Consider the following 26258-nt stretch of genomic DNA (forward strand, 5'->3'; position numbering starts at 1 on the left):
GCGGCGGGACCCTATTGGCATTTATTCAGGAAAAGCCGGGAAGTATAGCGGGGATGAGCCGATGCGCGTAGAGCGAGGTGACAATGGGCGGGGGAAAAGTTGTGGTTGGTGTTTTGTCAGAGAGGGCCCCTTCGCGGGCAAGCCCGCTCCCACAGGTTATATGTCGTACAGCTATCTTGTGATCGACACCAACCCTGTGGGAGCGGGCTTGCCCGCGAAAGCGATCTGTCAGGCGACCTGATTCAAATCGTTATGCCGCGTTTCCTTCAGGCACAGCACCGCAATCAAACTCAGCAGCGCCGCCCCGGACACATACCCGCCGACGTAGCTCAGTCCGCCCATCGCCACCAGTTTCTGGGCGAAGAACGGCGCTGCGGAGGCGCCCACGATACCGCCCAGGTTATAGGCCGCCGAAGCACCGGTGTAGCGCACGTGGGTCGGAAACAGCTCCGGCAGCAGCGCGCCCATGGGCGCAAATGTCACGCCCATCAGAAACAGTTCGATGCACAGGAACAGCGCCACACTCCAGGTCGAGCCTTGGGTCAGCAGCGGTTCCATGAGGAAGCCGGACAGGATCGCCAGCACGCCACCGATGATCAGCACCGGCTTGCGCCCGTAACGGTCGCTGGCCCAGGCCGACAGCGGGGTGGCAGCCGCCATGAACAGCACTGCGAAGCACAATAGGCCGAGAAAGGTTTCGCGGCTGTAGCCGAGCGTTGCAACGCCGTAACTCAGGGAGAACACCGTGGAGATGTAAAACAGCGCATAGCACACCACCATCGCGCCGGCACCCAGCAAGACGGGCGCCCAGTACTGGCCGAACAGCTCGAACAGCGGGATCTTCACCCGTTCCTGGCGCGCCATGGCATTGGCGAACACCGGGGTTTCATGCAGCTTGAGGCGCACGTACAGGCCAACCATCACCAGCGCGGCGCTGAGCAGGAACGGAATTCGCCAGCCCCATGAGCGGAACTGTTCATCGTCCAGCACCACGGCCAGGGTCAGGAACAGGCCGTTGGCCGCCAGGAAGCCAATGGAGGGACCCAGCTGCGGGAACATGCCGAACCAGGCGCGCTTGCCTTTCGGCGCGTTCTCCGTGGCCAGCAATGCCGCGCCACCCCATTCACCGCCCAGCCCCAGGCCCTGGCCGAAGCGCAGGACACACAGCAGGATCGGTGCCCAGGCGCCAATGCTGTCGTATCCCGGCAGCACGCCGATCAGCGTGGTGCACACGCCCATCAATAGCAGCGAGGCAACCAGGGTCGATTTGCGACCGATACGGTCGCCAAAGTGGCCGAAAAGGGCCGAACCCAAGGGACGGGCGAGGAAGGCGATGCCGAACGTGAGAAACGCCGACAGCATCTGGGCGGTGCCAGATGTCTGCGGAAAGAACACCGGGCCAATCACCAGCGCCGCGGCGGTGGCATAAACATAGAAATCGTAGAACTCGATGGCGGTACCGATGAAGCTTGCAGTGGCCACGCGGGTAGCGGAGTTCGTCGGTTGGGCAGGTGTGGAGTCGCTGTAAGTCGTGCTGGTCGTCATGCGGTGATCCCTGACAGTCATGTGCCCCAGTGGAGCGAATTATTATGGTCGAGAACCCAGGGATGTGGGTGGGGGCGCGGTCGCTGTTTCAGGTAGGAACAGTCGTCGGTTTGTTGCGGATCTTGCTGATGATCGGGCCGGAAGCTGCGAAGTGCGGGGTAAGCACGGGGCCGGCGAGGCTTGGGTAAGCGATTCGATTATAGGAAGGTAGCTAACGATCAAACAAGTAGCTGGATTGGGCTCTGGCTTTATATGGCGAGGGAGCTTGCTCCCGCTGGACTGCGAAGCAGGCCTGAGGCGGCCGCTGCGCGCCCGAGCGGGAGCAAGCTCCCTCGCCACAGGAAGTTGCGTCGAATCCTAGATAACCACAGGCATCGAGCTGGTCTGCCAGATCAACACTCGCGTGACGCGGTTGTCCTCGGTCTCGAGGATTTCCAGGCGATACCGGCCGATCTTCAGGCACACCGCGCTTTCGGGGATGGTTTCCAGCGCTTCGGTGACCAAGCCGTTCAGGGTTTTCGGGCCATCGCTGGGCAGGTGCCAGCCGAGGCTCTTGTTCAGTTCGCGGATGGACGCGGCTCCGTCGATCACCAGGCGTCCGTCGGCTTGCGGATGAATGTGCGGGTTGTCCAGGCTGTGTTGGCTTTCGAACTCGCCGACGATTTCTTCGAGAATGTCTTCCAGGGTGACGATGCCCAGCACTTCGCCGTATTCATCGACCACCATGCCCAGGCGTCGCTGCTGTTTGTGGAAGTTGAGCAGTTGCAGCTGCAACGGGGTGCTTTCCGGCACGAAGTACGGCTCGTGACTGGCCGCCAGCAAGGCTTCCCTGGTCAGGCTCGCATCGGGCAGCAAGTGCAGGATGTGCCGGGTGTTGAGGACGGCTTCGACCTGGTTGATATCACTGTGGAACACCGGCAGGCGCGTGCGCTTGTTGTGGCGCAACTGCTCGATGATTTCTTCGATGGAGTCATCGAGATTGATGCCGTCCACGTCGCTGCGTGGTACCAGGATGTCATTGACGGTGATGTTGTCCAGCGCGTGGATGCCTGGCAGCGGGTGAGGGCGGCTTACGGTTTCGGAGGGCGCATGGCGCTCCGTCAGCGTTTCGTCCTCACTTTGTTGCACCACTTTGGCTTTACGGACGAATGGGCGCGTCAGCAAACGGCTGATGCTGGTGAGCAGCCATGCCGCGGGATAGATGATTGTCAGCGGCAACCGCAGCAGGTTGTTGCCCTGGGCCAGGATCGCATCCGGATAGCGAGCGGCGAGAGTGCGTGGCAAGTAGTCGGAAAACACCAGCAACATGGCGCCCGCCCCGAGGCAGGCGACCCACGGGCCGTTCTCGGCCCAGGTGAAAATGGCCAGCAAGGTGCTGATGACCACCACGAGTGCACGGCACAGTGTGTTGCAAAAAATCAGGCTGGCCAGAGGGAAGCTGAGTTTCGCCACCGGTTTGTCGCTGGAACGCGTTGCGGTGCGCTGTGCCAGCAAATGCTGGTGCGCCGCTTCGATGGCGGTAAACAGCCCCGACCATAAAACCAGCAGGGTCACTACCGCGAGCATCGGCCCTATGGGCAAGTCGTCCATTAATGCCGCCCGTCAGATATGCAGGATGTATTCACGAACCAGCTTGCTGCCGAAATACGCCAGCATCAGCAGGCAAAAGCCGGCCAGGGTCCAGCGAATGGCTTTATGTCCGCGCCAGCCGAGGCGATTGCGTCCCCACAGCAGCACGCTGAAAACGACCCAGGCCAGGCAGGCCAGCAGGGTTTTGTGCACCAGATGCTGCGCGAACAGGTTCTCGACGAACAGCCAGCCGGAAATCAGCGACAGCGACAACAGCGTCCAGCCGGCCCAGAGAAAACCGAACAGCAGGCTTTCCATGGTTTGCAGCGGCGGGAAGTTCTTGATCAGCCCGGAGGGGTGCTTGTGCTTGAGCTGGTGGTCTTGAACCAGCAGCAGCAAGGACTGGAACACTGCGATGGTGAACATGCCATAGGCCAGAATCGAAAGCAGGATGTGGGCGAGGATGCCCGGCTCCTCATCGATGACCTGTACCGTGCCGGCGGGGGCAAAATGCGCCAGCATCACGGTCAAGGCACCCAGCGGGAACAGCAGGACCAGCAGGTTCTCTACCGGAATCCGCGAGCAGGCCAGCAGGGTCAGTGCGATGACCGCCACGGCAATCAGGCTGGCGGCACTGAAGAAGTCCAGGGCCAGGCCGGTCGGGGTCAGCAGGTGGGTGAGCAGGCTGATGCTGTGGGCCAATACGGCGAGCACGCCGAGCATGACCAGCAGGCGTTTGTTGACCTTGGCGCCGGACGCCAGGTGAGTGCCCTGGTAAATGGTCGCAGCGGCATACAAGCAGGCGGCGGCGAGGGTAGTTAGCAAGCTGGGTGACAAGGGGAGCATAAATCCTGTTAGGCAAGCCCGAAAGTCGCTGAGTTTGGCATAGAACCCCTGCCACACGAAAGACCGCGCAACCCGACGGCGAGGTGTCCGCCGGCCACAGTCTTCGCTATAATCCGCGACCTGCCCACGCCGCAGGCTCGCCGAGCACACATTTAGTCCGGTCCGGGCCGCCATTATCCCGGTCTACACAGGGCCTGAAAGGATCGCGCAATGTTTGAAAACTTAACCGAACGTCTCTCGCAGACGCTGCGCCATGTCACCGGCAAGGCCAAGCTGACTGAAGACAACATCAAAGACACCCTGCGTGAAGTGCGCATGGCGTTGCTCGAAGCCGACGTCGCCCTGCCGGTGGTCAAGGACTTCGTCAATTCGGTCAAGGAGCGTGCCGTCGGTACCGAGGTGTCGCGCAGCCTGACGCCGGGCCAGGCCTTCGTGAAGATCGTCCAGGCCGAGCTCGAAAGCCTGATGGGCGCGGCCAACGAAGACCTGAACCTGAGCGCAGTGCCGCCAGCGGTCATCCTCATGGCCGGTTTGCAGGGCGCTGGTAAAACCACCACCGCCGGCAAGCTTGCGCGCTTCCTTAAAGAGCGCAAGAAGAAGTCGGTCATGGTCGTGTCCGCCGACGTCTACCGTCCGGCGGCGATCAAGCAGCTGGAAACCCTGGCCAATGACATCGGCGTGACCTTCTTCCCGTCGGACCTGAGCCAGAAGCCGGTCGACATCGCCAATGCGGCTATCAAGGAAGCAAAACTCAAATTCATCGACGTGGTCATCGTCGATACCGCCGGTCGCCTGCACATCGATGAAGAGATGATGGGCGAGATCAAGGCCCTGCACGCCGCGATCAACCCGGTCGAAACCCTGTTCGTGGTCGACGCCATGACCGGCCAGGACGCCGCCAACACGGCCAAGGCTTTCGGCGATGCATTGCCGCTGACCGGTGTGATCCTGACCAAGGTCGACGGCGACGCCCGTGGCGGTGCCGCGCTGTCGGTGCGTGCGATCACCGGCAAGCCGATCAAGTTCATCGGTATGGGCGAGAAGAGCGAAGCGCTCGATCCGTTCCACCCTGAGCGTATCGCCTCGCGCATCCTCGGCATGGGCGACGTGCTCAGCCTGATCGAGCAGGCGGAAGCGACCCTCGACAAGGACAAGGCCGACAAGCTTGCTAAAAAGCTGAAGAAGGGCAAGGGCTTCGACCTCGAAGACTTCCGCGATCAGCTGCAACAGATGAAGAACATGGGCGGCCTCGGCGGGCTCATGGACAAGCTGCCGAACATGGGTGGCGTGAACCTGGCGCAAATGGGCAACGCCCAGGGTGCGGCTGAGAAGCAATTCAAGCAGATGGAAGCCATCATCAACTCCATGACCCCGGCCGAGCGCCGCGACCCCGAGATGATCAGCGGTTCGCGCAAGCGCCGGATCGCCATGGGTTCCGGCACCCAGGTGCAGGACATCGGCCGCTTGATCAAGCAGCACAAGCAGATGCAGAAGATGATGAAGAAGTTCTCTGCAAAAGGCGGAATGGCCAAGATGATGCGCGGCATGGGCGGTATGTTGCCCGGTGGCGGCATGCCCAAAATATAGTGTCCTTTCACGCCAATACTGCTCACTTTTGGCGGCGTCTGGTGCCCTCATGCGGCGTTGCCGCTCCTCGCCATAGCGGGCTATGACTCGTCGCGGCGCCTTGCCTGAGGGCACCAGTCACTTGCCAAAATGTGAGCGTATTGACGAGAAAGGACACACGAATTCGCGCCGGCCATCAGGTCGGCGCAGCCCCACACGGACGTGGGATACACAGCAAACCCGCACTTGGCGGGAGCTGACCGGCCGTTTTCAACGACGGCTCTATAGCAAATCTGCATGGCGGCCGATAGACCGCCGGAAAAAGTCATTTGCAAAAGTCCGGATATTCCTTAGAATATGCGGCCTTTCGGGCACCCATGCCCGCTGTGCCTTTAGATTTGCAGCACCGACTACAGGAACGATGTTCACATGCTAACAATCCGTCTTGCCCTTGGCGGCTCCAAAAAGCGCCCGTTTTACCACTTGACCGTAACCGACAGCCGCAACCCGCGCGACGGTTCGCACAAGGAACAGGTTGGCTACTTCAACCCTGTTGCCCGTGGTCAGGAAGTTCGTCTGTCCGTGAACCAAGAGCGCGTAGCCTACTGGCTGAGCGTTGGTGCACAACCTTCTGAGCGCGTTGCTCAGTTGTTGAAGGAATCTGCTAAGGCTGCGGCCTGAGCAATATGAACGCGACGCCAGCTGTTGCTGATGATTTGATCGTTATCGGCAAGATTTATTCTGTTCACGGCGTTCGCGGCGAAGTGAAGGTGTACTCCTTTACTGATCCGATTAAGAACCTGCTGGATTACAAAACCTGGACGCTCAAGCGTGACGGCAATGTAAAGCAGGTAGAGCTGGTCAGCGGACGCGGGAATGACAAGTTCCTGGTCGCAAAGCTCAAGGGTCTTGATGATCGTGAAGAAGCTCGTCTTCTGGCCGGTTATGAGATCTGCGTGCCGCGCAACCTGTTCCCTGAACTGACCGACGGCGAGTACTACTGGTACCAGCTGGAAGGTCTCAAGGTCATCGACACCCTCGGGCAACTGTTCGGGAAGATCGATCACCTGCTGGAGACCGGCTCGAACGATGTCATGGTGGTCAAGCCTTGCGCTGGCAGCCTGGATGATCGCGAACGCCTGTTGCCCTATACCGAGCAATGCGTGTTGGCCGTCGACCTGGCGGCAGGCGAGATGAAGGTGGATTGGGACGCGGATTTCTAAGCGTGGCTAACTTGCGCGTAGAAGTGATCAGTCTGTTTCCCGAGATGTTCTCTGCCATCAGCGAGTACGGCATCACCAGTCGTGCGGTGAAACAGGGGCTCTTGCAGCTCACCTGTTGGAATCCGCGAGACTACACGACGGATCGACATCACACTGTGGACGATCGCCCGTTTGGCGGTGGTCCGGGCATGGTGATGAAGATCAAGCCCCTGGAAGATGCTCTGGTTCAGGCCAAGGCAGCAGCCGGGGAGGCGGCGAAGGTAATTTACCTGTCGCCCCAAGGCCGCCAGCTGACTCAGTCGGCGGTACGCGAGTTGGCGAATCTGGATGCATTGATCCTGATTGCCGGCCGCTATGAAGGCATTGACGAGCGTTTTATTGATGCTCATGTCGATGAAGAGTGGTCGATTGGCGACTATGTACTGTCTGGCGGCGAGCTGCCGGCGATGGTCCTGATCGATGCGGTTACACGACTGCTGCCTGGAGCTTTAGGGCATGCGGACTCCGCCGAGGAAGATTCCTTTACGGATGGTTTGCTGGATTGCCCGCACTACACTCGACCGGAGGTGTATGCGGATCAGCGTGTTCCCGACGTATTGCTAAGTGGCAATCACGCGCACATCCGGCGTTGGCGTTTACAGCAGTCCCTTGGTCGGACCTTTGAACGACGCGCCGATCTTCTGGAAAGCCGCTCGCTTTCTGGAGAAGAGAAGAAGCTGCTCGAGGAATACATCCGCGAGCGGGACGATAGTTAACAACGTATCGATGGTAGATCCGACGATTTACCTTAGGAGCACAGCATGACTAACAAAATCATCCTTGCACTCGAAGCAGAGCAGATGACCAAAGAGATCCCTACCTTTGCCCCGGGCGACACCATTGTCGTTCAGGTGAAAGTGAAGGAAGGCGACCGTTCGCGTCTGCAAGCGTTCGAAGGTGTTGTTATCGCCAAGCGTAACCGCGGCGTAAACAGTGCATTCACCGTTCGTAAAATCTCCAACGGTGTTGGCGTAGAGCGTACTTTCCAGACCTACTCCCCGCAAATCGACAGCATGGCTGTCAAGCGTCGCGGTGACGTACGTAAAGCCAAGCTGTACTACCTGCGCGACCTGTCGGGTAAAGCAGCTCGCATCAAGGAAAAACTGGCTTAAGTCCAGCTTCCGATGCAAAAAAAAGCAGCCTGCGGGCTGCTTTTTTGTTGCCTGCGATTTATCTTCACTGACCGTGTTGCCGGTCTTGCATGAGCCTTTATGCCCGCCATTGATCATCCCCTGATAGACCAGTTCCTCGACGCCCTCTGGCTGGAGAAAGGCCTTTCCGACAACACCCGCGATGCCTATCGCAGTGACCTGGCGCTGTTCAACGGCTGGCTGCAGGAAAAAGGCCTGGAGTTGATCAATGCCGGACGCGAGTTGATCCTCGATCACCTGGCCTGGCGCCTGGAGCAAAACTACAAGCCTCGTTCCACTGCGCGATTTCTCTCGGGGGTGCGTGGCTTCTATCGCTATCTGTTGCGGGAAAAGTTGATCGCCGTCGATCCAACGTTACGGGTTGATATGCCGCAGCTCGGCAGGCCGTTGCCGAAATCCTTGTCAGAGGCCGACGTCGAAGCGCTGCTGGCAGCGCCGGACTTGAGCGAAGCCATTGGTCAGCGCGATCGGGCCATGCTTGAAGTGCTGTATGCCTGTGGCTTGCGGGTAACCGAGCTGATCAGCCTGACGCTGGAGCAGGTCAATTTGCGTCAAGGCGTGTTGCGGGTGATGGGCAAGGGCAGCAAGGAGCGGTTGGTGCCGATGGGCGAGGAGGCGATTGTCTGGATCGAGCGCTACATGCGTGATGCCCGCAGCGAGCTGCTTGGCGGGCGTCCCAGCGATGTGCTGTTTCCCAGCCAGCGCGGCGAGCAGATGACGCGGCAAACTTTCTGGCATCGGATCAAGCATCAGGCCAAGGTCGCCGGGATTGGCAAGTCGCTGTCGCCGCACACCTTGCGGCACGCTTTCGCCACACACTTGCTAAACCACGGCGCCGATTTACGGGTGGTGCAGATGCTCCTCGGCCACAGCGATCTGTCGACCACCCAGATTTACACGCACGTCGCCCGCGCCCGCTTGCAAGACCTTCACGCAAAACACCATCCGCGTGGCTGATGAGTATTCATGGAGGAATCGCACTTGTGGCGAGGGAGCTTGCTCCCGCTGGGTTGCGCAACGGCCCCAGAATTCAACGAACGGCGAAGATTTTGTGAGCGCTGCGCGCTCAAGCGGGAGCAAGCTCCCTCGCTACAATGTCTTGTGTCAGCTCCATTCGGCCACACGGACCTTATGTGATAGGCTTGGCCGGTTTGCACGATGGGCGGTTATGACCCGGTGTTTCGACACGGGCGTTCTGATCGTCCCATATGTTCGCCTTCAGGAGTTCTCATGCGTCTGACCCAGATTTTCGCCGCCGCAGCCATTGCGTTGGTCAGCACCTTTGCCGTCGCCGATGACGCGGCCGACAAAGCCATTCGTAAAAGCCTGGAAAACCTCCAGCTCGAAGTGCCGGTAGAGACCATCACCGCCAGTCCGTTGCCGGGCCTGTACGAAGTCAAGCTCAAGGGCAGTCGTGTGCTGTACGCCAGCGCCGACGGCCAGTACGTGGTGCAGGGCTACCTGTTCGATCTCAAGGACGGCAAGCCGGTCAACCTGACCGAGAAGACCGAGCGCCTGGGCATCTCCAAGCTGATCAACGATATTCCGGTTGCAGAAACCGTGGTGTACCCGGCCATTGGCGAAACCAAGTCGCACATCACCGTATTCACCGATACCACCTGCCCGTACTGCCACAAGCTCCACGCCGAAGTGCCGGAGCTGAACAAGCGCGGTATCGAAGTGCGTTACGTCGCGTTCCCGCGCCAGGGCCTGGGCTCACCGGGTGACGAGCAACTGCAAGCCGTGTGGTGCTCGAAAGACAAGAAAGCGGCCATGGACAAAATGGTCGATGGCAAGGAAATCAAGGCCGCCAAGTGCGATAACCCGGTTTCCAAGCAGTTCGCTCTCGGCCAGTCGATTGGCGTGAACGGCACACCGGCCATCGTTTTGGCCGACGGACAGGTCATTCCGGGCTACCAGCCTGCGCCACAAGTCGCCAAACTGGCGCTGGGCGCGAAGTAAATTCGCATCGTCACGGGCAGCCATTGACGATCATGGTCCGGCAGCGACATCGCCGGGCCATTAATAGAGAGCCGCGAGCATGCGGCTGTTTTCACGGCCGGCCTTGAGTCGGCCGTTTTATGGGGAGTTCACAGTGAAACCGGTCAAAGTAGGCATCTGTGGGTTAGGGACCGTCGGTGGCGGTACCTTCAACGTACTTCAGCGCAACGCCGAGGAAATTGCTCGTCGTGCCGGGCGTGGGATCGAAGTGGCACAAATTGCCATGCGCACGCCAAAGCCTCAGTTCCAAACGACCGGTATTGCGATTACCAACGATGTCTTCGAAGTGGCCACGAACCCTGAGATCGACATCGTTATAGAGCTGATGGGCGGCTACACCGTTGCCCGCGAGCTGGTACTCAAGGCCATCGAGAATGGCAAGCATGTGGTCACCGCGAACAAGGCGCTTATTGCTGTTCACGGTAATGAAATTTTCGCCAAGGCACGCGAGAAAGGCGTGATCGTTGCGTTCGAAGCGGCGGTGGCCGGTGGCATTCCGGTGATCAAGGCGATCCGCGAAGGCCTGTCCGCCAACCGCATCAACTGGGTGGCCGGCATCATCAACGGTACCGGCAACTTCATCCTGACGGAAATGCGCGAGAAGGGTCGCACCTTCGAGGACGTATTGGCCGAAGCCCAGGCTCTGGGTTACGCCGAAGCCGATCCGACCTTCGACGTTGAGGGGATCGATGCTGCTCACAAGCTGACGATCCTGGCGTCCATCGCCTTCGGCATCCCGCTGCAATTCGACAAGGCCTACACCGAAGGCATCACCAAGCTGACCACCGCTGACGTGAACTACGCCGAAGCGCTGGGTTACCGCATCAAGCACCTGGGCGTGGCGCGCAGCACCGCGGCCGGTATCGAACTGCGCGTGCACCCGACGCTGATCCCGGCCGATCGCCTGATCGCCAACGTCAACGGCGTGATGAACGCGGTGATGGTCAATGGCGATGCTGCCGGTTCGACCCTGTTCTACGGCGCTGGCGCCGGCATGGAGCCGACTGCTTCGTCGGTGATTGCCGACCTGGTGGACGTGGTTCGCGCCATGACATCTGACCCAGAGAACCGCGTGCCGCACCTGGCGTTCCAGCCGGATTCGCTGTCGGCTCACCCGATCCTGCCGATCGAAGCCTGTGAAAGCGCCTATTACCTGCGCATTCAGGCCAAGGACCATCCGGGCGTATTGGCTCAGGTCGCGAGCATCCTCTCGGAACGCGGCATCAATATCGAGTCGATCATGCAGAAGGAAGCCGAGGAGCACGACGGCCTGGTGCCGATGATCCTGCTGACCCACCGCGTGCTGGAACAGCACATCAACGATGCCATCGCTGCTTTGGAAGCCTTGGCGGGTGTGGTCGGTCCGGTTGTTCGGATCCGTGTCGAGCACCTGAACTAAGCCGATATCGTTGACCGGGCTCGCGTGCGGGCCCGGCACTACGAACACTGTCCATTGGAGTCAGTCATGCGTTACATCAGTACCCGCGGCCAGGCACCGGCCCTGAATTTCGAAGACGTCCTGCTGGCAGGCCTTGCCACCGACGGCGGTCTGTACGTCCCGGAAAACCTGCCACGTTTCACCCAGGAGGAAATCGCTTCCTGGGCCGGCCTGCCGTATCACGAGCTGGCCTTCCGCGTCATGCGCCCGTTTGTCACCGGCAGCATTCCAGACGCTGACTTCAAGAAAATCCTTGAAGAAACCTACGGCGTGTTCGCCCACAGCGCCGTCGCGCCGCTGCGTCAGCTGAACGGCAACGAATGGGTGCTGGAGCTGTTCCACGGCCCGACCCTGGCATTCAAGGACTTCGCCCTGCAACTGCTTGGTCGCCTGCTCGACTACGTGCTGGAAAAGCGCGGCGAGCGTGTGGTGATCGTCGGTGCCACCTCCGGTGACACCGGTTCGGCCGCCATTGAAGGCTGCAAGCACTGCGAAAACGTCGACATCTTCATCCTGCACCCGCACAACCGCGTGTCCGAGGTGCAACGTCGGCAGATGACCACCCTCTTCGGTGAGAACATCCACAACATCGCCATCGAAGGCAACTTCGATGACTGCCAGGAAATGGTCAAGGCCAGCTTTGCCGACCAGGGCTTCCTCAAGGGCACTCGCCTGGTCGCCGTGAATTCGATCAACTGGGCGCGGATCATGGCCCAGATCGTTTACTACTTCCACGCAGCCCTGCAGTTGGGCGGCCCGGCGCGCTCGGTGGCGTTCTCGGTGCCGACCGGCAACTTCGGCGACATCTTCGCCGGTTACCTGGCACGCAACATGGGCCTGCCGATCAACCAGTTGATCGTCGCCACCAACCGCAACGACATCCTGCACCGCTTCATGAGCGGCAATCAGTACGTCAAGGAAACCCTGCACGCCACGCTGTCGCCGTCCATGGACATCATGGTGTCGTCGAACTTCGAACGCCTGCTGTTCGACCTGCATGGCCGCAACGGCGCGGCAATCGCCGGCCTGATGGATTCGTTCAAGCAGGGCGGCGGTTTCAGCGTCGAGCAAGAGCGCTGGACCGAAGCCCGCAAGTTGTTCGACTCGCTGGCCGTGGATGACGCGCAAACCTGCGAAACCATCGCCGAAGTCTACGAGCAGACCGGTGAAGTGCTCGACCCGCACACGGCCATCGGGGTGAAAGCTGCACGCGAATGCCGTCGTAGCCTGGACATTCCAATGGTGATCCTGGGCACCGCCCACCCGGTCAAATTCCCGGATGCCGTGGAAAAAGCCGGTGTAGGAAAAGCGCTCGAACTGCCTGTACATCTTTCTGATTTGTTTGAGCGAGACGAACGTTGCACCGTATTGCCAAATGACCTGAAGGCCGTGCAGGCCTTTGTCAGCCAGCATGGCAACCGTGGCAAGCCGCTGTAACCGGTCAGCGCTGTTACATTTTGAAGCCCGTCTCCTGACGGGCTTTTTCATTTCTGCATGCACACTTGTCGTGTTCTCGCCGCGAAGGGACAGGCGAGTGGATCACCAAGGACATGGGAATGCGGTTTACAAGTGTGTTCAAGCCAGTCGCGCGCTGGCTGGTTTTATTCGGCATCGTGGGAGTCGCCGAATGGGGAGGGGCAAGCCCTGTATTGATTCAGGAGCGTGGGAAGACTGCACGTTCAGCGGTCGTGCTGGATGACCAGGAGCTGCAGTGGATAGCCAGCCATCCACGGGTCGTGGTCACGGCACTGGAATACCCGTTGTACCAGTTCAAGGATGAGCAGGGCCAATGGACGGGCCTGAACAGTGATCTGCTCAAGCGCATCAGTGACATGACGGGGTTGCAGTTCGTTTACGAAGAATCTTTTTCCGTTGATCAGATGCTGGCTCGCCTGGAAAGCGGCGCGGCGGATTTGAGCACCACGCTGTCAATGAATGACGAGCGCCGGACGTTTCTCGATTTCAGCCATGCGTACGGTGGTGCAGGATGGGTCTTTGTCGGGTTGGCCGGGGCCCCGCCGGTGCAGTCGCTGGAGGATCTGGCGAAGCGGGTACTGGTGCTGCCGGCCCGGCATGCACTGGAAGCGATGATCCGTCGCGATTTTCCTTCCATCGAATTGCGTTCGGTCAAGACCTACGCCGAAGCCCGTGCCTGGGTTGAAAGCGGCGAAGCCTATGCCACCATCGAAAGCGAAATCGGCGCCCGGCTTTTTCCGTCGGGCCGACTGCAGATCGGAGCTGCGGTGCCGGACAAATGGGATGCGGATTATCTGGCGGTGCGCAAAGGTCAGCCGCAGTTGCTGAGCATCCTCAACAAGGCGCTCGAGGCCTTTCCTGCTCAGGAACTGCGCGATCTTCGCCGCAATTGGTTCGGTGGTGCTACCACGGCACAGGCGCCTGGCCTCTGGCAGCGGCTTGACCAGTGGGTCTGCTGGGGCGTGTTTGTGCTCAGCCTGTTCGGCCTGTTGTCCCTGCTCTGGAACCGGCGGTTGGCGGTGGTCGTCAGGCAGCGGGTCGAGGCCCAAAGGAACCTGTGCGATCAGCTCGCATTCCAGCATGCCCTGATGGATGCCATGCCTGACCCGATGTTTGTCCGTGACCTGCAAGGGCGTTTGATCATGTGCAACAAAAGTTATGAGGACGCCTTGTCGACACGTTTTGACCGGATGCAGGGGCGGCAGTTGATCGAGGTCGATGTCATGCCCAGACAAACCGCGGAGCTGCTGCATGCCGAGCTGATGGAGCAGTTGAGTACGCGCAGGACGCGCTTCTTCGAACGTCAATTGCTGTTCAAGGAGGGTGTCAGGGATATTTACCAGTGGACCGTGCCGTTTTACACGGCGGATGGCCAGATGAGAGGCTTGTTGGGGGGCTGGGCCGATATCGCCCGGCGTACCCGACAAACGTGACGGCCGGGTTTTTTCTCTGTCATGTTCACCGTGCATGCTCTCTTGACTGTACGGCAGGTTCGCCTGCGGTCAGTAGCCAGAACTTTCTTCTCGGGCCAGCGGTCATCTGTTGTAGGCATGCCCCAGGCACATTGTTTTCGGACTATTGAGTGGTGATCGGGATGGAAAGTATCAGTCTGTTGCTCGGTGAGGCGCTGAGCCCGTATCAGGTTACATTGACCCCGTCAGGCATTCGTGGCGAATGTCGGGTGACCCTGAAAAATGCTATCGGCGCGACCGTGGTCGAGCGCGAATTCAATCAGGCCCAGTTGAATGACAAGCGCCTGTTGACGGATGTGGTCGACGGTTTGCATCGCGACGTGCTGATCGCTGAAGGACGCCTTGAGCCTTGTGTCATCGCGGCATTGCGTAATGCTGCCCGGGACAAGCTTCTGGCCAGCCGCAATTGAACGGATTTTTGTGGGAACCTTCCCACGCCCAGGTCAGTCAGACTTTGTAACAGCAGGATCAAGCATTGTGCTCCGGTGCTTGTAGCTTGCTGCTACTGGTCTCCAAGCAGACCACGTTTAACCCCGAGTCGTTTCCCCACTTCTCGGGGTTTCTTTTTGCCCGTGATTGATCATGGCTGCGCCAGATTGTCGAAAAACGCCTTGGTGTCTTTCAGGTATTCACTGCGGCTTTGCGGATCCAGCCAGGCGGCATAGGCCTCGTCCAGACGCTCGCGGGGCAGGGTGCGCAGCACCTGATTGATTTCGGCAATGGCTTGTCGGCCCTTTGGCGTATCGGTGCAACCGATGTAGCCGGACAGGTATTTGCCCGTGCCACGGATTGGATAGAACTGCAATTCATCCTCGGCGATGCCTTGCAGCGAAGCCTGGTAGCGGATCTCCGGGCGATAGCCCAACAGCAGGCGCAAACGCCCAAGGCGCTGCATTTGCAGGAGGCTGCCCAAGGCGTCGTTGCCGTAATGAGGCGTCAGCACGTCGGCGGGTGCTTGCTTGAGCAGCCCGTCGAGGTATTCGCCGTAATTGCGTTCGGCGATGATCCCCAGTTTTTCGTTGCCGCTGGCGAGCAACTCGGCGAGGTCCACTTCGCCATCCTTGATAAAGGGGGCCAGTACCTTCTGGTCAACGCGCCGCACGGCCAGACCATTGCTCATCGCACGAAAGACCGGGATGGAAAAAGCGATCCACTGTTCCCGCTCCTTGCTCCAGTTCAGCGCCGCATCGCAGACGAGGGACGGTTCGTGAAGCATTTGCAGGCCGCGCGCGCGATTGACCCTCATCACGCTGTGCTGGTACTGCGGCATGCCGGCAATCAACAGGGGAAGCAGTTGATCGATGACACCCTGGCCCTTTTTCGGTCCGTCGAAGATCGTCAGCGGCGGCAGGTCGCGTTTGAGCCAGATCAGGGTTTCCCTGGATTGCGCCAGGGCTGACGGGACCGGTTCAATGAGCAAGGTCGCCAGCACGCAAAGCAAACAGCCAGCGCGCAACGGGCAGTACCGAATGACCCATGCAGGCAGGCGCCTCAGTTCAGATGGCTCCGTCTTTGCGCAACTGTGCGATCTGCGTCGCGTCATAGCCAAGTTCCTGGAGTACCTGTGCGTTGTGCTCACCCAGTTGTGGCCCGACCCATTCACATTCACCGGGTGTCTCTGAGAGTTTCGGCACGATTCCCGGCATCTTGAAGTCTTTACCGTCCGGCAGTTTGGCCTGCAGGAACATTTCACGCGCCAGGTACTGAGGGTCATTGAACATGTCTTCGGCGCTGAAGATCCGGCTGGCCGGCACGTCGGCCTGATTGAGCAGCGCCAGCACCCTGTCCAGCGGCAGCGAATTGACCCAGCGATCGATGACGCCATAGATCTCGTCGCGCCGCGCATCACGGCCATCGTTGCTGGCAAGCAGAGGGTCATTGGCGAGATCCTCCCGGCCAATGATCAGCATGAAGCGTTTGAAAATGGCGTCGCCATTGGCGCCGATCTGCACGTGCTTGCCGTCGGCGCTGGTGTGGATCGAGGACGGGGTGATGCCCGGCATGATATTGCCCGTGCGTTCGCGGATGAAGCCGAACACGTCGAATTCCGGGACCATGCTTTCCATCATGGCGAAGATGGCTTCGTACAGCGCCACGTCCACCACTTGCCCCTGCCCGCCGTTAACCTCGCGATGACGCAGGGCCATCAGCGCGCCGATCACGCCCCAGAGCGCGGCAATCGAGTCACCGATGGAAATGCCGGTGCGCACCGGTGGCCGGTCTTCGAAGCCGGTGATGTAGCGCAGGCCGCCCATGGACTCGCCGACCGCGCCAAAGCCGGGCTGATCTTTCATCGGGCCGGTCTGGCCGAAACCCGACAGCCGCACCATGACCAGTTTCGGGTTCAAGGCGTGCAGGACGTCCCAGCCCAGGCCGAGTTTTTCCAGGACGCCGGGACGAAAGTTCTCGATCAGAATGTCGGCTTCACCGAGCAACTGTTTCAGGATCGCCTGACCGTCAGGGTGCTTGAGATTGAGGGTCAGGGACTTTTTGTTGCGCGCCTGGACAAACCACCACAAGGAAGTGCCTTCATACAATTTGCGCCATTTGCGCAATGGATCACCGCCGTCCGGGGATTCGATCTTGATCACATCGGCACCGAATTCAGCGCAAATGCGTGAAGCAAACGGGCCGGCAATCAAGGTACCCAATTCGATGACTTTCAGACCGGAAAGCGGTTTGGCGGTGAACGGCATGCGGGATCCTGCTGGACAAGGGATGGGCGAATACAGCGTTTTAACATAGCCGACTGTCAGGCGCTTCAGGTTGATCACCTTCAATTCGTGGATTGCCCGTCGCATCGGTTAGACTTGCCGCCTTTCCTCGTATCAAGAAGCCCGTTCATGGCCCAGCCGTCCACGACCTACAAGTTTGAACTGAACCTCACCGACCTCGACCGCAGCGTCTATGAGAGCGTGAAGCAGACCATCGCCCGTCACCCTTCGGAAACCGAGGAGCGCATGACCGTGCGCCTGCTGGCCTACGCCCTCTGGTACAACGAACAGCTGTCGTTCGGCCGTGGTCTGTCGGAAGTGGATGAACCGGCCTTGTGGGAAAAAAGCCTGGATGACCGCGTCCTGCACTGGATCGAAGTCGGCCAGCCGGATGCCGAGCGCCTGACCTGGTGCTCGCGCCGCACCGAGCGCACCAGCCTGCTGGCCTACGGCAGCCTGCGCGTGTGGGAAGGCAAAGTGGTGCCTGCGGTGAAAAACCTGAAAAACGTCAACATCGCTGCCGTGCCTCAGGAAGTCCTGGAGACCCTGGCCAAAGACATGCCACGCGTCATCAAGTGGGACGTGATGATCAGCGAAGGGACGATCTTCGTCACCGACGACCGTGGTCAGCACGAAGTGCAGTTGCAGTGGCTGGCCGGTGAGCGCGGCTGATTATTCGCCGCTTTAGCGCGTCACCCGGTTTTATCCTACGTATTGAAGAGAAGCATCTTTCACCCCATGCGCATCGAACCTCGCCTGCTGCCCGACACCCTGCCATTCCTCGGTGATATTCCGCCACTGCTGACCCGCCTGTATGCAGCGCGTGGCGTGCAATCGGAGGCGGAACTGGACAAGAGCCTGGCGCGGCTGATTCCGTTCCAGCAGCTCAAGGGCATTGATGCCGCCGTGGATTTATTGGTGAAGGCGCTCGAACAGCGCCAGCGCATCCTGATCGTCGGCGACTTCGATGCCGACGGCGCAACGGCCAGCACCGTGGGCACGCTGGGTCTGCGTTTGCTGGGGGCGGCGCATGTCGATTATCTGGTGCCGAACCGTTTCGACTACGGCTACGGCCTGACCCCGGAAATCGTCGCGGTCGCGCTGGAGCGCCAGCCGCATTTGCTGATCACCGTGGACAACGGCATCTCCAGCGTCGAAGGCGTGGCAGCGGCGAAAAAGGCCGGACTCAAGGTGCTCGTCACCGACCACCACTTGCCCGGTGAAGAGCTGCCATTGGCCGATGCCATCGTCAATCCGAACCAGCCGGGTTGCGCGTTCCCGAGCAAGGCACTGGCCGGTGTCGGGGTGATTTTCTATGTGCTGATGGCCCTGCGTGCGCGTTTGCGCGAGCTCGGCTGGTACACCAGCAAACCGCAGCCGAATATCGGCGAATTGCTCGATTTGGTGGCCTTGGGCAGCGTGGCCGACGTGGTGCCGCTGGATGCCAACAACCGGATTCTGGTGCATCAGGGCCTCGAGCGGATTCGCGTCGGACGTGCCCGGCCCGGGATCAAGGCGATCCTCGAGGTGGCCAAACGTGATCATGCGCGCATCACCTCCACCGACCTGGGTTTCATCGTCGGCCCACGCCTGAACGCCGCAGGGCGCCTGGATGACATGAGCCTGGGCATCGAATGCCTGTTGACCGAAGACACAGATCTGGCCCGTGAGATGGCGGCTCAACTGGACGGCATGAACCAGGATCGCAAATCCATCGAGCAGGGCATGCAGCGCGAAGCACTGGCCCAGCTCAAGGATCTGCCGGTGGAGTCGATGCCGTTCGGCTTGTGCCTGTTCGATCCCGAGTGGCATCAGGGCGTCATCGGTATCCTCGCGTCACGGATGAAAGAGCGTTATTTCCGCCCGACCATCGCCTTTGCCGATGCCGGTGACGGCCTGCTAAAGGGGTCTGGGCGTTCGGTCCAGGGCTTTCACATCCGCGACGCCTTGAGCGTGGTGGCGGCGCAGCATCCGAATCTCATCACCAAGTATGGTGGCCACGCAATGGCGGCCGGCCTGACGCTGCCGGAAGCGAATTTCCCCTTGTTCGCCGAGGCCTTTGACACTGAAGTGCGCCGGCAACTGCGCGAAGAAGACCTGACTGGCCGCTTGTTGTCGGACGGCACCCTGGCAGTGGAAGAGTTTCACCTGGAACTGGCCCGCGCCCTGCGGCATGCCGGTCCTTGGGGGCAGCACTTCCCGGAACCGTTGTTTCATGGGGTGTTCCAGTTGGTCGAACAGCGCGTGGTGGGCGAACGGCACCTCAAAGTGGTGCTCAAAAGTGAATGTGGTTCGGTGAAGCTCGACGGCATTGCCTTCGGGATCGATCGCGACATCTGGCCGAATCCGACCATCAAGTGGGTGGAACTGGCCTACAAGCTCGACCTCAACGAGTTTCGTGGCAACGAGACGGTTCAACTGATGATTGCCCACATCGAACCGCGTTGAACCCACACCTGTAGGAGCGAGCTCGCTCGCGATGGTCGTGAACGATGGCGCTGGGAACCTGATACCCCGCGGTCTCCTGTCGTCCATCGCGAGCTCGCTCCTACAAGGGGGCGACATCCGTCGATGTCGACTAGGCTCTAATCACTGCTTGATTTTGGTCTTGTGACGTCTTGTCGAATTTTTTGCCCGCGGGGGCGGGTGTTGTACCTTTTTCCTGTCACTCGTCGACTATTCAAACAGAACCTGGAGCCTGCCCACTGATTCGAGAGGTGCCCCATGAGTCTGCTGCTTGAACCCTTTACCCTTCGCCAATTGACCCTGCCCAACCGCATCGCCGTATCGCCGATGTGCCAGTATTCCAGTGCCGACGGCCTGGCCAATGACTGGCACCTGGTCCACCTCGGCAGCCGTGCTGTCGGCGGGGCCGGGCTGGTGTTTACCGAAGCCACGGCGGTCACCGCCGACGGGCGTATCACGGCTCAGGACCTCGGTCTGTGGAATGACGAGCAGATCGAACCCCTGCAACGCATCACCCGCTTCATCAACGCCCAAGGCGGCGTTGCCGGCATTCAACTGGCCCATGCCGGGCGCAAGGCCAGTACCTATCGGCCATGGCTTGGCAAGCACGGCAGCGTCAAACCCGATGAGGGCGGCTGGGTGCCGGTCGGACCTTCACCGATTGCGTTCGACCCCCAGCACACCCAACCCAGACAACTGGATGACGAAGAGATCGCCCAAGTGATCCAGGCCTTTGTCGATGCGGCAAAGCGCTCGCTGACGGCCGGTTTCAAGGTGGTCGAAGTGCACGCCGCCCATGGCTACCTGCTGCATCAGTTCCTGTCGCCGTTGAGCAATCAGCGTCGCGATCAATATGGTGGTTCGTTCGAAAATCGCATTCGGCTGGTGCTGCAAGTCACCGAAGCGATACGTGCGGTGTGGCCTGAAGAGTTGCCGGTGTTTGTCCGGGTGTCGGCCACCGACTGGGTCGAAGACGGCTGGAACCCCGATGAAACCGTGGAACTGGCGCGTCGCCTCAAAGCCTTGGGCGTGGACCTGATTGACGTCTCGTCGGGCGGTACGGCGGTGAATGCCGAAATCCCCACAGGCCCCGGTTACCAGACCCGCTTCGCCGAACGTGTGCGCAAGGAGTCGGGCATGGCCACCGGCACGGTCGGCATGATCACCGAGCCGGCCCAGGCCGAGCACATCCTGCGCACCTGCCAGGCGGACATCATCTTCCTGGCCCGTGAGTTGTTGCGCGATCCGTACTGGGCGCTGCACGCCGATGATGACCTGGGCGGGCACAAGGCCGTGTGGCCGGCGCAGTATCAGCGGGCGACTCACCGTGAGCAGCCGATTCACGAATCGGATTTGCGCGACTGAAATCCATTGATACGAAAAAGCCCCTGAATCGTGAGATCCAGGGGCTTTTGTTTATGTCGGTGACCGATCAGGCCGCTTCGATCTTGCTGCGGTTCTGCTCGACCTGGTTCAAGTAATCCTTGAGCTTGTCCTGCTCGGCCACTGTCGTGAACAAGCCGAGCTTGCTGCGACGCCAGAGGATGTCGTGGGCGTTGGTGGCCCATTCCTCGCTGCACAGGTAGTCGACTTCACGGGTGTAGAGACCGCCGCCGATATGCTCGCCCATATCGCTGAGGTCCTGTACACCTTCGAGCATGCGCCAGGTACGGCTACCGTAGGTGGTGGCCCAGCGGCGCGCGATCTCGCTCGGTACCCAGTCGAACTTGTCGCGGATACGCGAGCTCAAGGCTTGCGGGGTAGTCATGTTTTCACCCCCCGGCAGCGGGGCGCTGGCGGTCCAGCTCGGCTTGATGTGCTTGAAGTACGGGGCCAGTTGCGCCAGCGCCGACTCGGCGAGCTTACGGTAAGTGGTGAGCTTTCCACCGAACACCGACAGCAACGGCGCTTCTTCGCCACTGCCCGACAGCGCCAGGGTGTAATCGCGGGTAACGGCCGATGGGTTGTCGGATTCGTCGTTGCACAGCGGGCGCACACCGGAATAACTGTGCAGGATGTCGTCGCGGCTGATCTGCTTTTTGAAATGGGCATTGACCACGTTCAACAAGTAGTCGGTTTCGCCGTCGGTGATTGCAACGGCGGCAGGATCGCCAGTGTACTCGCGGTCCGTAGTGCCGATCAGGGTGAAATGGTTCAGGTACGGAATGGTGAACACGATGCGCTGATCCTCGTTTTGCAGGATGTGCGCGTGTTCGCCTTCATACAGCTTCGGCACGATCAGGTGGCTGCCCTGGATCAGGCGGATGCCGTAAGGCGATTCCATCTTCAGGTCATCTCGAATGAACCTGGCGACCCATGGCCCGGCCGCATTGACCAATGCCTTGGCGCGAATCGAAAACAGGCTGCCATCGCTGCGTTCCAGGTGCAGGTGCCACAGGCCCTTGGTGCGGCGCGCGCTGACGCAGCGGGTTTGGGTGTGAACGTGGGCGCCTTGTTCCCGGGCGGCCATGGCGTTCAACACCACCAGGCGCGCATCGTCGACCCAGCAATCGGAGTATTCGAAACCCTTGGTGATTTCACTTTTCAGCGCACTGTCGGTGCCGAACTTCAGGCTTTTCGAACCCTGGAGTTGCTCGCGCTTGCCCAGGTTGTCATAGAGAAACAGCCCGGCGCGGATCATCCATGCCGGGCGCAGGTGCGGGCGGTGTGGCAACACAAAGCGCATTTGCTTGACGATGTGCGGTGCCTTGGCCAACAGCACTTCACGCTCGGCCAGGGCTTCACGCACCAGACGAAATTCGTAATGTTCGAGGTAGCGCAGGCCGCCGTGAATCAACTTGCTGCTGGCCGACGAAGTATGACTGGCCAGATCATCCTTTTCGCAAAGGAACACCGAGAGACCGCGACCGGCGGCATCTGCTGCGATCCCCACGCCATTGATCCCGCCACCGATGACGGCGATATCGTAGATCTCGGCGAGAGGGGGCGTAGGCAAGGTGGAAGTGGGCATCGGCACGGCCTCGGAATTCTTTGATGTACTGTATTTGAATTCGAACATTAATGTTCATTTGCGAAAATACTAGCCCATAAATAGGCGCACAGCCAGTCAACTTCGATTGAAAATACTCATCGAAGGGCCGTTAAAGGAAAATTTACGAACATTTGAATGTGGAGGAAGAGCGTATTGCGGGGTCTTTATTGTAGGAGCCGGCTTGCCGGCGATGGCGTACTCAAGGGCGCTATCGCCAGCAAGCCGGCTCCTACAGGTTGTTTAACCGCCTTCGGCGTTAAACAACCTCCAGCCGAACCTTGTGCTGGTTCAACAGCTGCGCCAGCGCTGGGGATGGCTGCTGATCGGTGACCAGGCAATCGACCAGGCTGATCGGTCCCAGGCGAATCATGGCGTTGCGCCCGAATTTGCTCGAGTCGGCCGCGAGGATCACTTGTCGGGCATTGGCGATGATCGCCTGGGATACCCGCACTTCCTGATAATCGAAGTCCAGCAGGCTGCCGTCCTCATCGATGCCACTGATGCCGACCAAGGCAAAATCGACCTTGAACTGGTTGATGAAGTCGACACTGGCCTGACCGACCACGCCGCCGTCGCGCCGCACGTTGCCACCGGTCAGCAGCACGTCGAAGTCGTCCTTGGCGCTGAGCATGGAGGCCACATGCAGGTTGTTGGTGATGATCTTCAGGTGACTGTGGTTGAGCAGCGCCCGGGCGATGGATTCGGTGGTGGTGCCGATGTTGATGAACAACGAAGCGTGGTCGGGAATCTGCGCGGCAATGGCTTCGCCGATACGCTGTTTTTCATCGCGCATCTGATCGGCGCGCATGGCGTAGGCGGTGTTTTCGACACTGGAGTCATAGGCGGCGCCACCGTGGTAGCGACGCAACAAGTTGGCTTCCGCGAGCTGATTGATGTCGCGGCGGATGGTCTGCGGTGTAACGACGAACAACGTGGCCATTTCCTCGATGCTGACATAGCCGCGTTCGCGAACCAGCTCGAGGATTTGCTGCTGACGGGGAGGCAGATTCATGGGGCGTCCTTTGGGCTGCCGTGCAAAATTTGCCCATGATGACGCAGGAATCCGCTCCCTACCAGTTACATACAGATACGGGGGCTGTAGTTCGCTTATTCAGCCTCGTCTTCAACCGCCCAATCGCGGGTGCGGCTGACCGCTTTTTTCCAACCGGCGTAGAGTTTTTCCTTCGCCCCTTCATCCAGCGTCGGTTCGAACCGGCGCTCGATCACGGCCTTGCCACGCAACTCTTCCAGGCTGCCCCAGAAGCCACAGGCCAGGCCTGCCAGGTAAGCGGCGCCGAGTGCTGTGGTTTCGCGCATTTGCGGGCGCTCGACCTGCGTGCCGAGAATGTCGGCCTGGAATTGCATGAGGAAGTTGTTGGCCACCGCGCCACCGTCCACGCGCAGCGCTTTCAGACGCTCCCCGGAGTCCTGCTGCATGGCGTCCAGCACGTCGCGGGTCTGGTAGGCAATCGATTCCAGTGCGGCGCGAATGATGTGATCCACGCGTACGCCGCGGGTCAGGCCGAACAGCGCGCCACGGGCATACGGGTCCCAGTACGGTGCGCCAAGTCCGGTGAAGGCCGGCACCAGGTACACGCCGTTGCTGTCCTTGACCTTGTTGGCGAAGTATTCGGTGTCGTGGGCGTCGTTGATGATTTTCAGTTCGTCACGCAGCCACTGTACGGTAGAGCCGCCGTTGAACACCGCACCTTCCAGCGCGTAGGCCACTTCGCCGCGAGGGCCGCAAGCGATGGTGGTCAGCATGCCATGCTTGGATTTCACCGCTTTGTCACCGGTGTTCATCAGCAGGAAGCAGCCAGTGCCGTAGGTGTTTTTCGCCTGGCCTGGCTCGACGCACATCTGGCCGAACAGGGCGGCTTGCTGGTCACCGGCGATACCGCCGATGGCGATGCCGCTTTTGGTGTGGCCGTAGATTTCCGAAGACGATTTAACTTCCGGGAGCATTTCGCGTGGGATATCCAGCACCTCCAGCATCTTCGCGTCCCACTCGAGGGTGTGGATGTTGAAGAGCATGGTGCGTGAGGCGTTGGTGTAGTCAGTGACGTGCACCTTGCCGCCGGTAAATTTCCAGATCAGCCAGCTGTCGACGGTGCCGAACAGCAGTTCGCCGTTGCGCGCACGTTCGCGGCTGCCTTCGACGTTATCGAGAATCCACTTGAGCTTGGTGCCGGAGAAGTAGGGGTCGGTGACCAGGCCGGTGGTGTCGCTGATGTATTGCTCGTGGCCGTCACGCTTCAGTTGCTGGCAGATCTCGGTGCTGCGTCGGCACTGCCAGACGATGGCGTTGTAGATCGGGCGGCCGGTGTTCTTGTCCCAGACCACGGTGGTTTCGCGCTGGTTGGTGATGCCGATGGCGGCTACCTGGTCGTGGTGCAGGCCGGCTTGTGCCAGGGCCTCGACCATCACGGCGCTTTGGGTGGCGAAGATCTCCATCGGGTCATGCTCGACCCAGCCGGCTTGCGGGTAATGCTGGGCGAACTCCCGTTGGGCGGTGCAGACCACGTTCGCGTCGCGGTCGAAAATGATCGCGCGGGAGCTGGTCGTACCCTGATCGAGGGCAATGATGTAGTTCTTATTCTGTGTGTCGGTCATGTCGATTGCCTTGGACGAAATAAGGGAGTGAGGTCTGGCGCGCGATCAAAGGGCAGGGGCACGCGCCAACGGTATCAGGACGTTCTGGGTTTGCCGTCAATGGCAGGTCGCTCATCCTTTGTAGCAGCTACGGGGCCGGGCAGATGGCGGGCAATCAGCCCGCGATAGGCGGCGGCGCCGAGGCAGGCACCGACAATCGGTGCAAAAACAGGAATCAGGAAGTACGGAATATCGCGTCCGCCGGTGAAGGAAATTTCACCCCAGCCAGCGAAGAAAGTCATCAGTTTTGGGCCGAAGTCCCGCGCAGGGTTCATGGCAAAACCGGTCAGCGGTCCCATCGAACTGCCGATCACCGCAATCAGCAGGCCGATCAGCAGCGGTGCCAGCGGGCCCTTAGGCAGGCCATTGTTATCGTCGGTCAGGGACATGATCACGCCCATCAGGATGGCCGTAATGATCACCTCCACCAGAAATGCCTGGGCGGTGGTCAACGCAGGATTCGGGAAGGTGGAGAACACGGAGGCCAATTCAAGGCTGGCTTGCGTGCCACGAACCATGTGCTGCGTTTGTTCGAATTCGAAGAATAGATTGCTGTAGAGCGTGTAAACCAACAACGCACCACAAAAGGCACCCGCCACTTGGGCGAGTACGTAGAAAGGCAATTTACGTTTTTCGAAGTCTGCGAAAATGCTCAGGGCAATGCTGACGGCAGGGTTCAGATGAGCCCCGGACACCCCGGCGGTGAGGTAGATCGCCATGCTGACGCCGACGCCCCAGATAATGCTGATTTCCCACAAGCCAAAACTGGCACCCGCGACCTTGAGCGCGGCAACACAACCGGTACCAAAAAAGATCAGCAGCGCCGTACCCAGAAACTCGGCCATGCATTGGCTCGAGAGCGACGGTTGTTGTAAAGCAGTAGTCATTGAAACCTCATTTTTTTTGTTGTCTGGCGCGTTCTTGCCTTCATGGTCAACGCGCGTTTTTCGCCGAGACAGGATCCCCATCCTGGTCGCGGTTTACTGCCGGGTACAGCGGTAGGACGTTTCGTACAGTTTCAGAAACGAAAAAATATAGACAAGAAACGCTGCTGTCAAAGGTCGAAAGTGAACCATCGGTCACAAAAAAACTATTCGTTGCATGAATG

23 protein-coding genes are annotated in these 26258 nt (G+C 60.0%); 14 read left to right on the forward strand and 9 right to left on the reverse strand.

Annotation, left to right across the window (positions count from 1 at the left end; translation table 11 throughout):
* Nucleotides 1-228: 228 nt before the first annotated feature.
* The 3 genes from AB7M25_RS05920 to AB7M25_RS05930 form a co-directional block, all read right to left on the reverse strand.
* Nucleotides 229-1545 carry an MFS transporter gene (locus AB7M25_RS05920; RefSeq protein WP_429385032.1) on the reverse strand — a complete coding sequence of 439 codons (1317 nt, stop codon included), beginning with the start codon at nucleotides 1543-1545 and terminating at the stop codon, nucleotides 229-231.
* Between the two features lie 357 nt (nucleotides 1546-1902).
* Complete coding sequence (locus AB7M25_RS05925) at nucleotides 1903-3135, reverse strand: transporter associated domain-containing protein (protein WP_454237058.1); 1233 nt, start codon at nucleotides 3133-3135, stop codon at nucleotides 1903-1905.
* A 12-nt stretch (nucleotides 3136-3147) separates the two neighbouring features.
* Nucleotides 3148-3960, reverse strand: a complete 813-nt coding sequence (locus AB7M25_RS05930) for a cytochrome C assembly family protein (RefSeq protein ID WP_104449306.1) — start codon at nucleotides 3958-3960, stop codon at nucleotides 3148-3150.
* Between the two features lie 210 nt (nucleotides 3961-4170).
* Here AB7M25_RS05930 and ffh point away from each other — a divergent pair, with 210 nt between their 5' ends.
* The 11 genes from ffh (at nucleotide 4171) to AB7M25_RS05985 (ending at nucleotide 14736) form a co-directional block, all read left to right on the forward strand.
* Nucleotides 4171-5547 carry a signal recognition particle protein gene (gene ffh, locus AB7M25_RS05935; RefSeq protein ID WP_218477635.1) on the forward strand — a complete coding sequence of 459 codons (1377 nt, stop codon included), beginning with the start codon at nucleotides 4171-4173 and terminating at the stop codon, nucleotides 5545-5547.
* 408 nt (nucleotides 5548-5955) lie between these two features.
* Nucleotides 5956-6207: a 30S ribosomal protein S16 gene (gene rpsP, locus AB7M25_RS05940; protein ID WP_007972721.1), complete on the forward strand. Its 252-nt coding sequence runs from the start codon at nucleotides 5956-5958 to the stop codon at nucleotides 6205-6207.
* A 5-nt stretch (nucleotides 6208-6212) separates the two neighbouring features.
* Nucleotides 6213-6749, forward strand: a complete 537-nt coding sequence (gene rimM / locus AB7M25_RS05945; RefSeq protein WP_007972729.1) for a ribosome maturation factor RimM — start codon at nucleotides 6213-6215, stop codon at nucleotides 6747-6749.
* A 2-nt stretch (nucleotides 6750-6751) separates the two neighbouring features.
* The gene (gene trmD, locus AB7M25_RS05950) at nucleotides 6752-7504 is read left to right on the forward strand and encodes a tRNA (guanosine(37)-N1)-methyltransferase TrmD (RefSeq protein ID WP_007897583.1); all 753 of its coding nucleotides are present in this window, start codon (nucleotides 6752-6754) and stop codon (nucleotides 7502-7504) included.
* Nucleotides 7505-7549: 45 nt separating this feature from the next.
* Nucleotides 7550-7900, forward strand: a complete 351-nt coding sequence (gene rplS / locus AB7M25_RS05955; RefSeq protein WP_003175895.1) for a 50S ribosomal protein L19 — start codon at nucleotides 7550-7552, stop codon at nucleotides 7898-7900.
* Nucleotides 7901-7999: 99 nt separating this feature from the next.
* Nucleotides 8000-8896, forward strand: a complete 897-nt coding sequence (gene xerD / locus AB7M25_RS05960) for a site-specific tyrosine recombinase XerD (protein ID WP_429385025.1) — start codon at nucleotides 8000-8002, stop codon at nucleotides 8894-8896.
* Nucleotides 8897-9169: 273 nt separating this feature from the next.
* Nucleotides 9170-9901, forward strand: coding sequence for a bifunctional protein-disulfide isomerase/oxidoreductase DsbC (gene dsbC / locus AB7M25_RS05965; RefSeq protein ID WP_007971283.1), 732 nt, complete (start codon nucleotides 9170-9172; stop codon nucleotides 9899-9901).
* 133 nt (nucleotides 9902-10034) lie between these two features.
* Nucleotides 10035-11339 (forward strand): homoserine dehydrogenase, encoded by a 1305-nt coding sequence (locus AB7M25_RS05970; RefSeq protein WP_007998527.1) that lies wholly within the window; start codon nucleotides 10035-10037, stop codon nucleotides 11337-11339.
* A 66-nt stretch (nucleotides 11340-11405) separates the two neighbouring features.
* On the forward strand, nucleotides 11406-12815 hold the full coding sequence (gene thrC, locus AB7M25_RS05975; RefSeq protein WP_429385022.1) for a threonine synthase: 1410 nt from the start codon (nucleotides 11406-11408) through the stop codon (nucleotides 12813-12815).
* 119 nt (nucleotides 12816-12934) lie between these two features.
* Nucleotides 12935-14287, forward strand: a complete 1353-nt coding sequence (locus AB7M25_RS05980) for a transporter substrate-binding domain-containing protein (RefSeq protein WP_454237059.1) — start codon at nucleotides 12935-12937, stop codon at nucleotides 14285-14287.
* 161 nt (nucleotides 14288-14448) lie between these two features.
* Nucleotides 14449-14736, forward strand: a complete 288-nt coding sequence (locus tag AB7M25_RS05985) for a DUF3509 domain-containing protein (RefSeq protein ID WP_007971293.1) — start codon at nucleotides 14449-14451, stop codon at nucleotides 14734-14736.
* Between the two features lie 170 nt (nucleotides 14737-14906).
* Here AB7M25_RS05985 and AB7M25_RS05990 read toward each other — a convergent pair whose 3' ends face one another.
* A complete protein-coding gene (locus AB7M25_RS05990) occupies nucleotides 14907-15869 on the reverse strand; it encodes a TIGR02285 family protein (RefSeq protein WP_454237060.1) in 963 nt (320 codons plus the stop codon).
* Nucleotides 15823-17022: a CaiB/BaiF CoA transferase family protein gene (locus AB7M25_RS05995; protein ID WP_454237061.1), complete on the reverse strand. Its 1200-nt coding sequence runs from the start codon at nucleotides 17020-17022 to the stop codon at nucleotides 15823-15825. The genes AB7M25_RS05990 and AB7M25_RS05995 overlap by 47 nt, the downstream gene beginning before the upstream one ends.
* 147 nt (nucleotides 17023-17169) lie before the next feature.
* Here AB7M25_RS05995 and AB7M25_RS06000 point away from each other — a divergent pair, with 147 nt between their 5' ends.
* The 3 genes from AB7M25_RS06000 to AB7M25_RS06010 all read left to right on the forward strand — a co-directional run bounded on the left by AB7M25_RS06000 (nucleotide 17170) and on the right by AB7M25_RS06010 (nucleotide 20871).
* A complete protein-coding gene (locus tag AB7M25_RS06000; protein WP_007971297.1) occupies nucleotides 17170-17712 on the forward strand; it encodes a YaeQ family protein in 543 nt (180 codons plus the stop codon).
* Nucleotides 17713-17778: 66 nt separating this feature from the next.
* A complete protein-coding gene (gene recJ / locus AB7M25_RS06005) occupies nucleotides 17779-19488 on the forward strand; it encodes a single-stranded-DNA-specific exonuclease RecJ (protein ID WP_454237062.1) in 1710 nt (569 codons plus the stop codon).
* Nucleotides 19489-19764: 276 nt separating this feature from the next.
* Nucleotides 19765-20871, forward strand: coding sequence for an NADH:flavin oxidoreductase/NADH oxidase (locus AB7M25_RS06010; RefSeq protein WP_102698461.1), 1107 nt, complete (start codon nucleotides 19765-19767; stop codon nucleotides 20869-20871).
* Between the two features lie 67 nt (nucleotides 20872-20938).
* On the opposite strand, the gene glpD is transcribed toward AB7M25_RS06010, so the two are convergent.
* The 4 genes from glpD to AB7M25_RS06030 form a co-directional block, all read right to left on the reverse strand.
* On the reverse strand, nucleotides 20939-22477 hold the full coding sequence (gene glpD / locus AB7M25_RS06015) for a glycerol-3-phosphate dehydrogenase (RefSeq protein WP_454237063.1): 1539 nt from the start codon (nucleotides 22475-22477) through the stop codon (nucleotides 20939-20941).
* A gap of 277 nt (nucleotides 22478-22754) precedes the next feature.
* On the reverse strand, nucleotides 22755-23510 hold the full coding sequence (locus AB7M25_RS06020) for a DeoR/GlpR family transcriptional regulator (protein WP_007971301.1): 756 nt from the start codon (nucleotides 23508-23510) through the stop codon (nucleotides 22755-22757).
* Nucleotides 23511-23605: 95 nt separating this feature from the next.
* The gene (gene glpK, locus AB7M25_RS06025) at nucleotides 23606-25111 is read right to left on the reverse strand and encodes a glycerol kinase GlpK (RefSeq protein ID WP_429385009.1); all 1506 of its coding nucleotides are present in this window, start codon (nucleotides 25109-25111) and stop codon (nucleotides 23606-23608) included.
* A 74-nt stretch (nucleotides 25112-25185) separates the two neighbouring features.
* A complete protein-coding gene (locus AB7M25_RS06030; RefSeq protein WP_454237064.1) occupies nucleotides 25186-26037 on the reverse strand; it encodes an MIP/aquaporin family protein in 852 nt (283 codons plus the stop codon).
* Between the last annotated feature and the right edge of the window lie 221 nt (nucleotides 26038-26258).

The organism is Pseudomonas sp. AP3_22 TE3818 (genome assembly GCF_053628995.1).

What these genes read in the sequence shown, in the direction of transcription:
- AB7M25_RS05920 (WP_429385032.1), bottom strand. Translation starts at nt 1,545, where the DNA reads ATGACGACCAGCACGACTTACAGCGACTCCACACCTGCCCAACCGACG.
- AB7M25_RS05925 (WP_454237058.1), bottom strand. Translation starts at nt 3,135, where the DNA reads ATGGACGACTTGCCCATAGGGCCGATGCTCGCGGTAGTGACCCTGCTG.
- AB7M25_RS05930 (WP_104449306.1), bottom strand. Translation starts at nt 3,960, where the DNA reads ATGCTCCCCTTGTCACCCAGCTTGCTAACTACCCTCGCCGCCGCCTGC.
- ffh (WP_218477635.1), top strand. Translation starts at nt 4,171, where the DNA reads ATGTTTGAAAACTTAACCGAACGTCTCTCGCAGACGCTGCGCCATGTC.
- rpsP (WP_007972721.1), top strand. Translation starts at nt 5,956, where the DNA reads ATGCTAACAATCCGTCTTGCCCTTGGCGGCTCCAAAAAGCGCCCGTTT.
- rimM (WP_007972729.1), top strand. Translation starts at nt 6,213, where the DNA reads ATGAACGCGACGCCAGCTGTTGCTGATGATTTGATCGTTATCGGCAAG.
- rplS (WP_003175895.1), top strand. Translation starts at nt 7,550, where the DNA reads ATGACTAACAAAATCATCCTTGCACTCGAAGCAGAGCAGATGACCAAA.
- xerD (WP_429385025.1), top strand. Translation starts at nt 8,000, where the DNA reads ATGCCCGCCATTGATCATCCCCTGATAGACCAGTTCCTCGACGCCCTC.
- dsbC (WP_007971283.1), top strand. Translation starts at nt 9,170, where the DNA reads ATGCGTCTGACCCAGATTTTCGCCGCCGCAGCCATTGCGTTGGTCAGC.
- thrC (WP_429385022.1), top strand. Translation starts at nt 11,406, where the DNA reads ATGCGTTACATCAGTACCCGCGGCCAGGCACCGGCCCTGAATTTCGAA.
- AB7M25_RS05980 (WP_454237059.1), top strand. Translation starts at nt 12,935, where the DNA reads ATGCGGTTTACAAGTGTGTTCAAGCCAGTCGCGCGCTGGCTGGTTTTA.
- AB7M25_RS05985 (WP_007971293.1), top strand. Translation starts at nt 14,449, where the DNA reads ATGGAAAGTATCAGTCTGTTGCTCGGTGAGGCGCTGAGCCCGTATCAG.
- AB7M25_RS05990 (WP_454237060.1), bottom strand. Translation starts at nt 15,869, where the DNA reads ATGACGCGACGCAGATCGCACAGTTGCGCAAAGACGGAGCCATCTGAA.
- AB7M25_RS05995 (WP_454237061.1), bottom strand. Translation starts at nt 17,022, where the DNA reads ATGCCGTTCACCGCCAAACCGCTTTCCGGTCTGAAAGTCATCGAATTG.
- AB7M25_RS06000 (WP_007971297.1), top strand. Translation starts at nt 17,170, where the DNA reads ATGGCCCAGCCGTCCACGACCTACAAGTTTGAACTGAACCTCACCGAC.
- recJ (WP_454237062.1), top strand. Translation starts at nt 17,779, where the DNA reads ATGCGCATCGAACCTCGCCTGCTGCCCGACACCCTGCCATTCCTCGGT.
- AB7M25_RS06010 (WP_102698461.1), top strand. Translation starts at nt 19,765, where the DNA reads ATGAGTCTGCTGCTTGAACCCTTTACCCTTCGCCAATTGACCCTGCCC.
- glpD (WP_454237063.1), bottom strand. Translation starts at nt 22,477, where the DNA reads ATGCCCACTTCCACCTTGCCTACGCCCCCTCTCGCCGAGATCTACGAT.
- AB7M25_RS06020 (WP_007971301.1), bottom strand. Translation starts at nt 23,510, where the DNA reads ATGAATCTGCCTCCCCGTCAGCAGCAAATCCTCGAGCTGGTTCGCGAA.
- glpK (WP_429385009.1), bottom strand. Translation starts at nt 25,111, where the DNA reads ATGACCGACACACAGAATAAGAACTACATCATTGCCCTCGATCAGGGT.
- AB7M25_RS06030 (WP_454237064.1), bottom strand. Translation starts at nt 26,037, where the DNA reads ATGACTACTGCTTTACAACAACCGTCGCTCTCGAGCCAATGCATGGCC.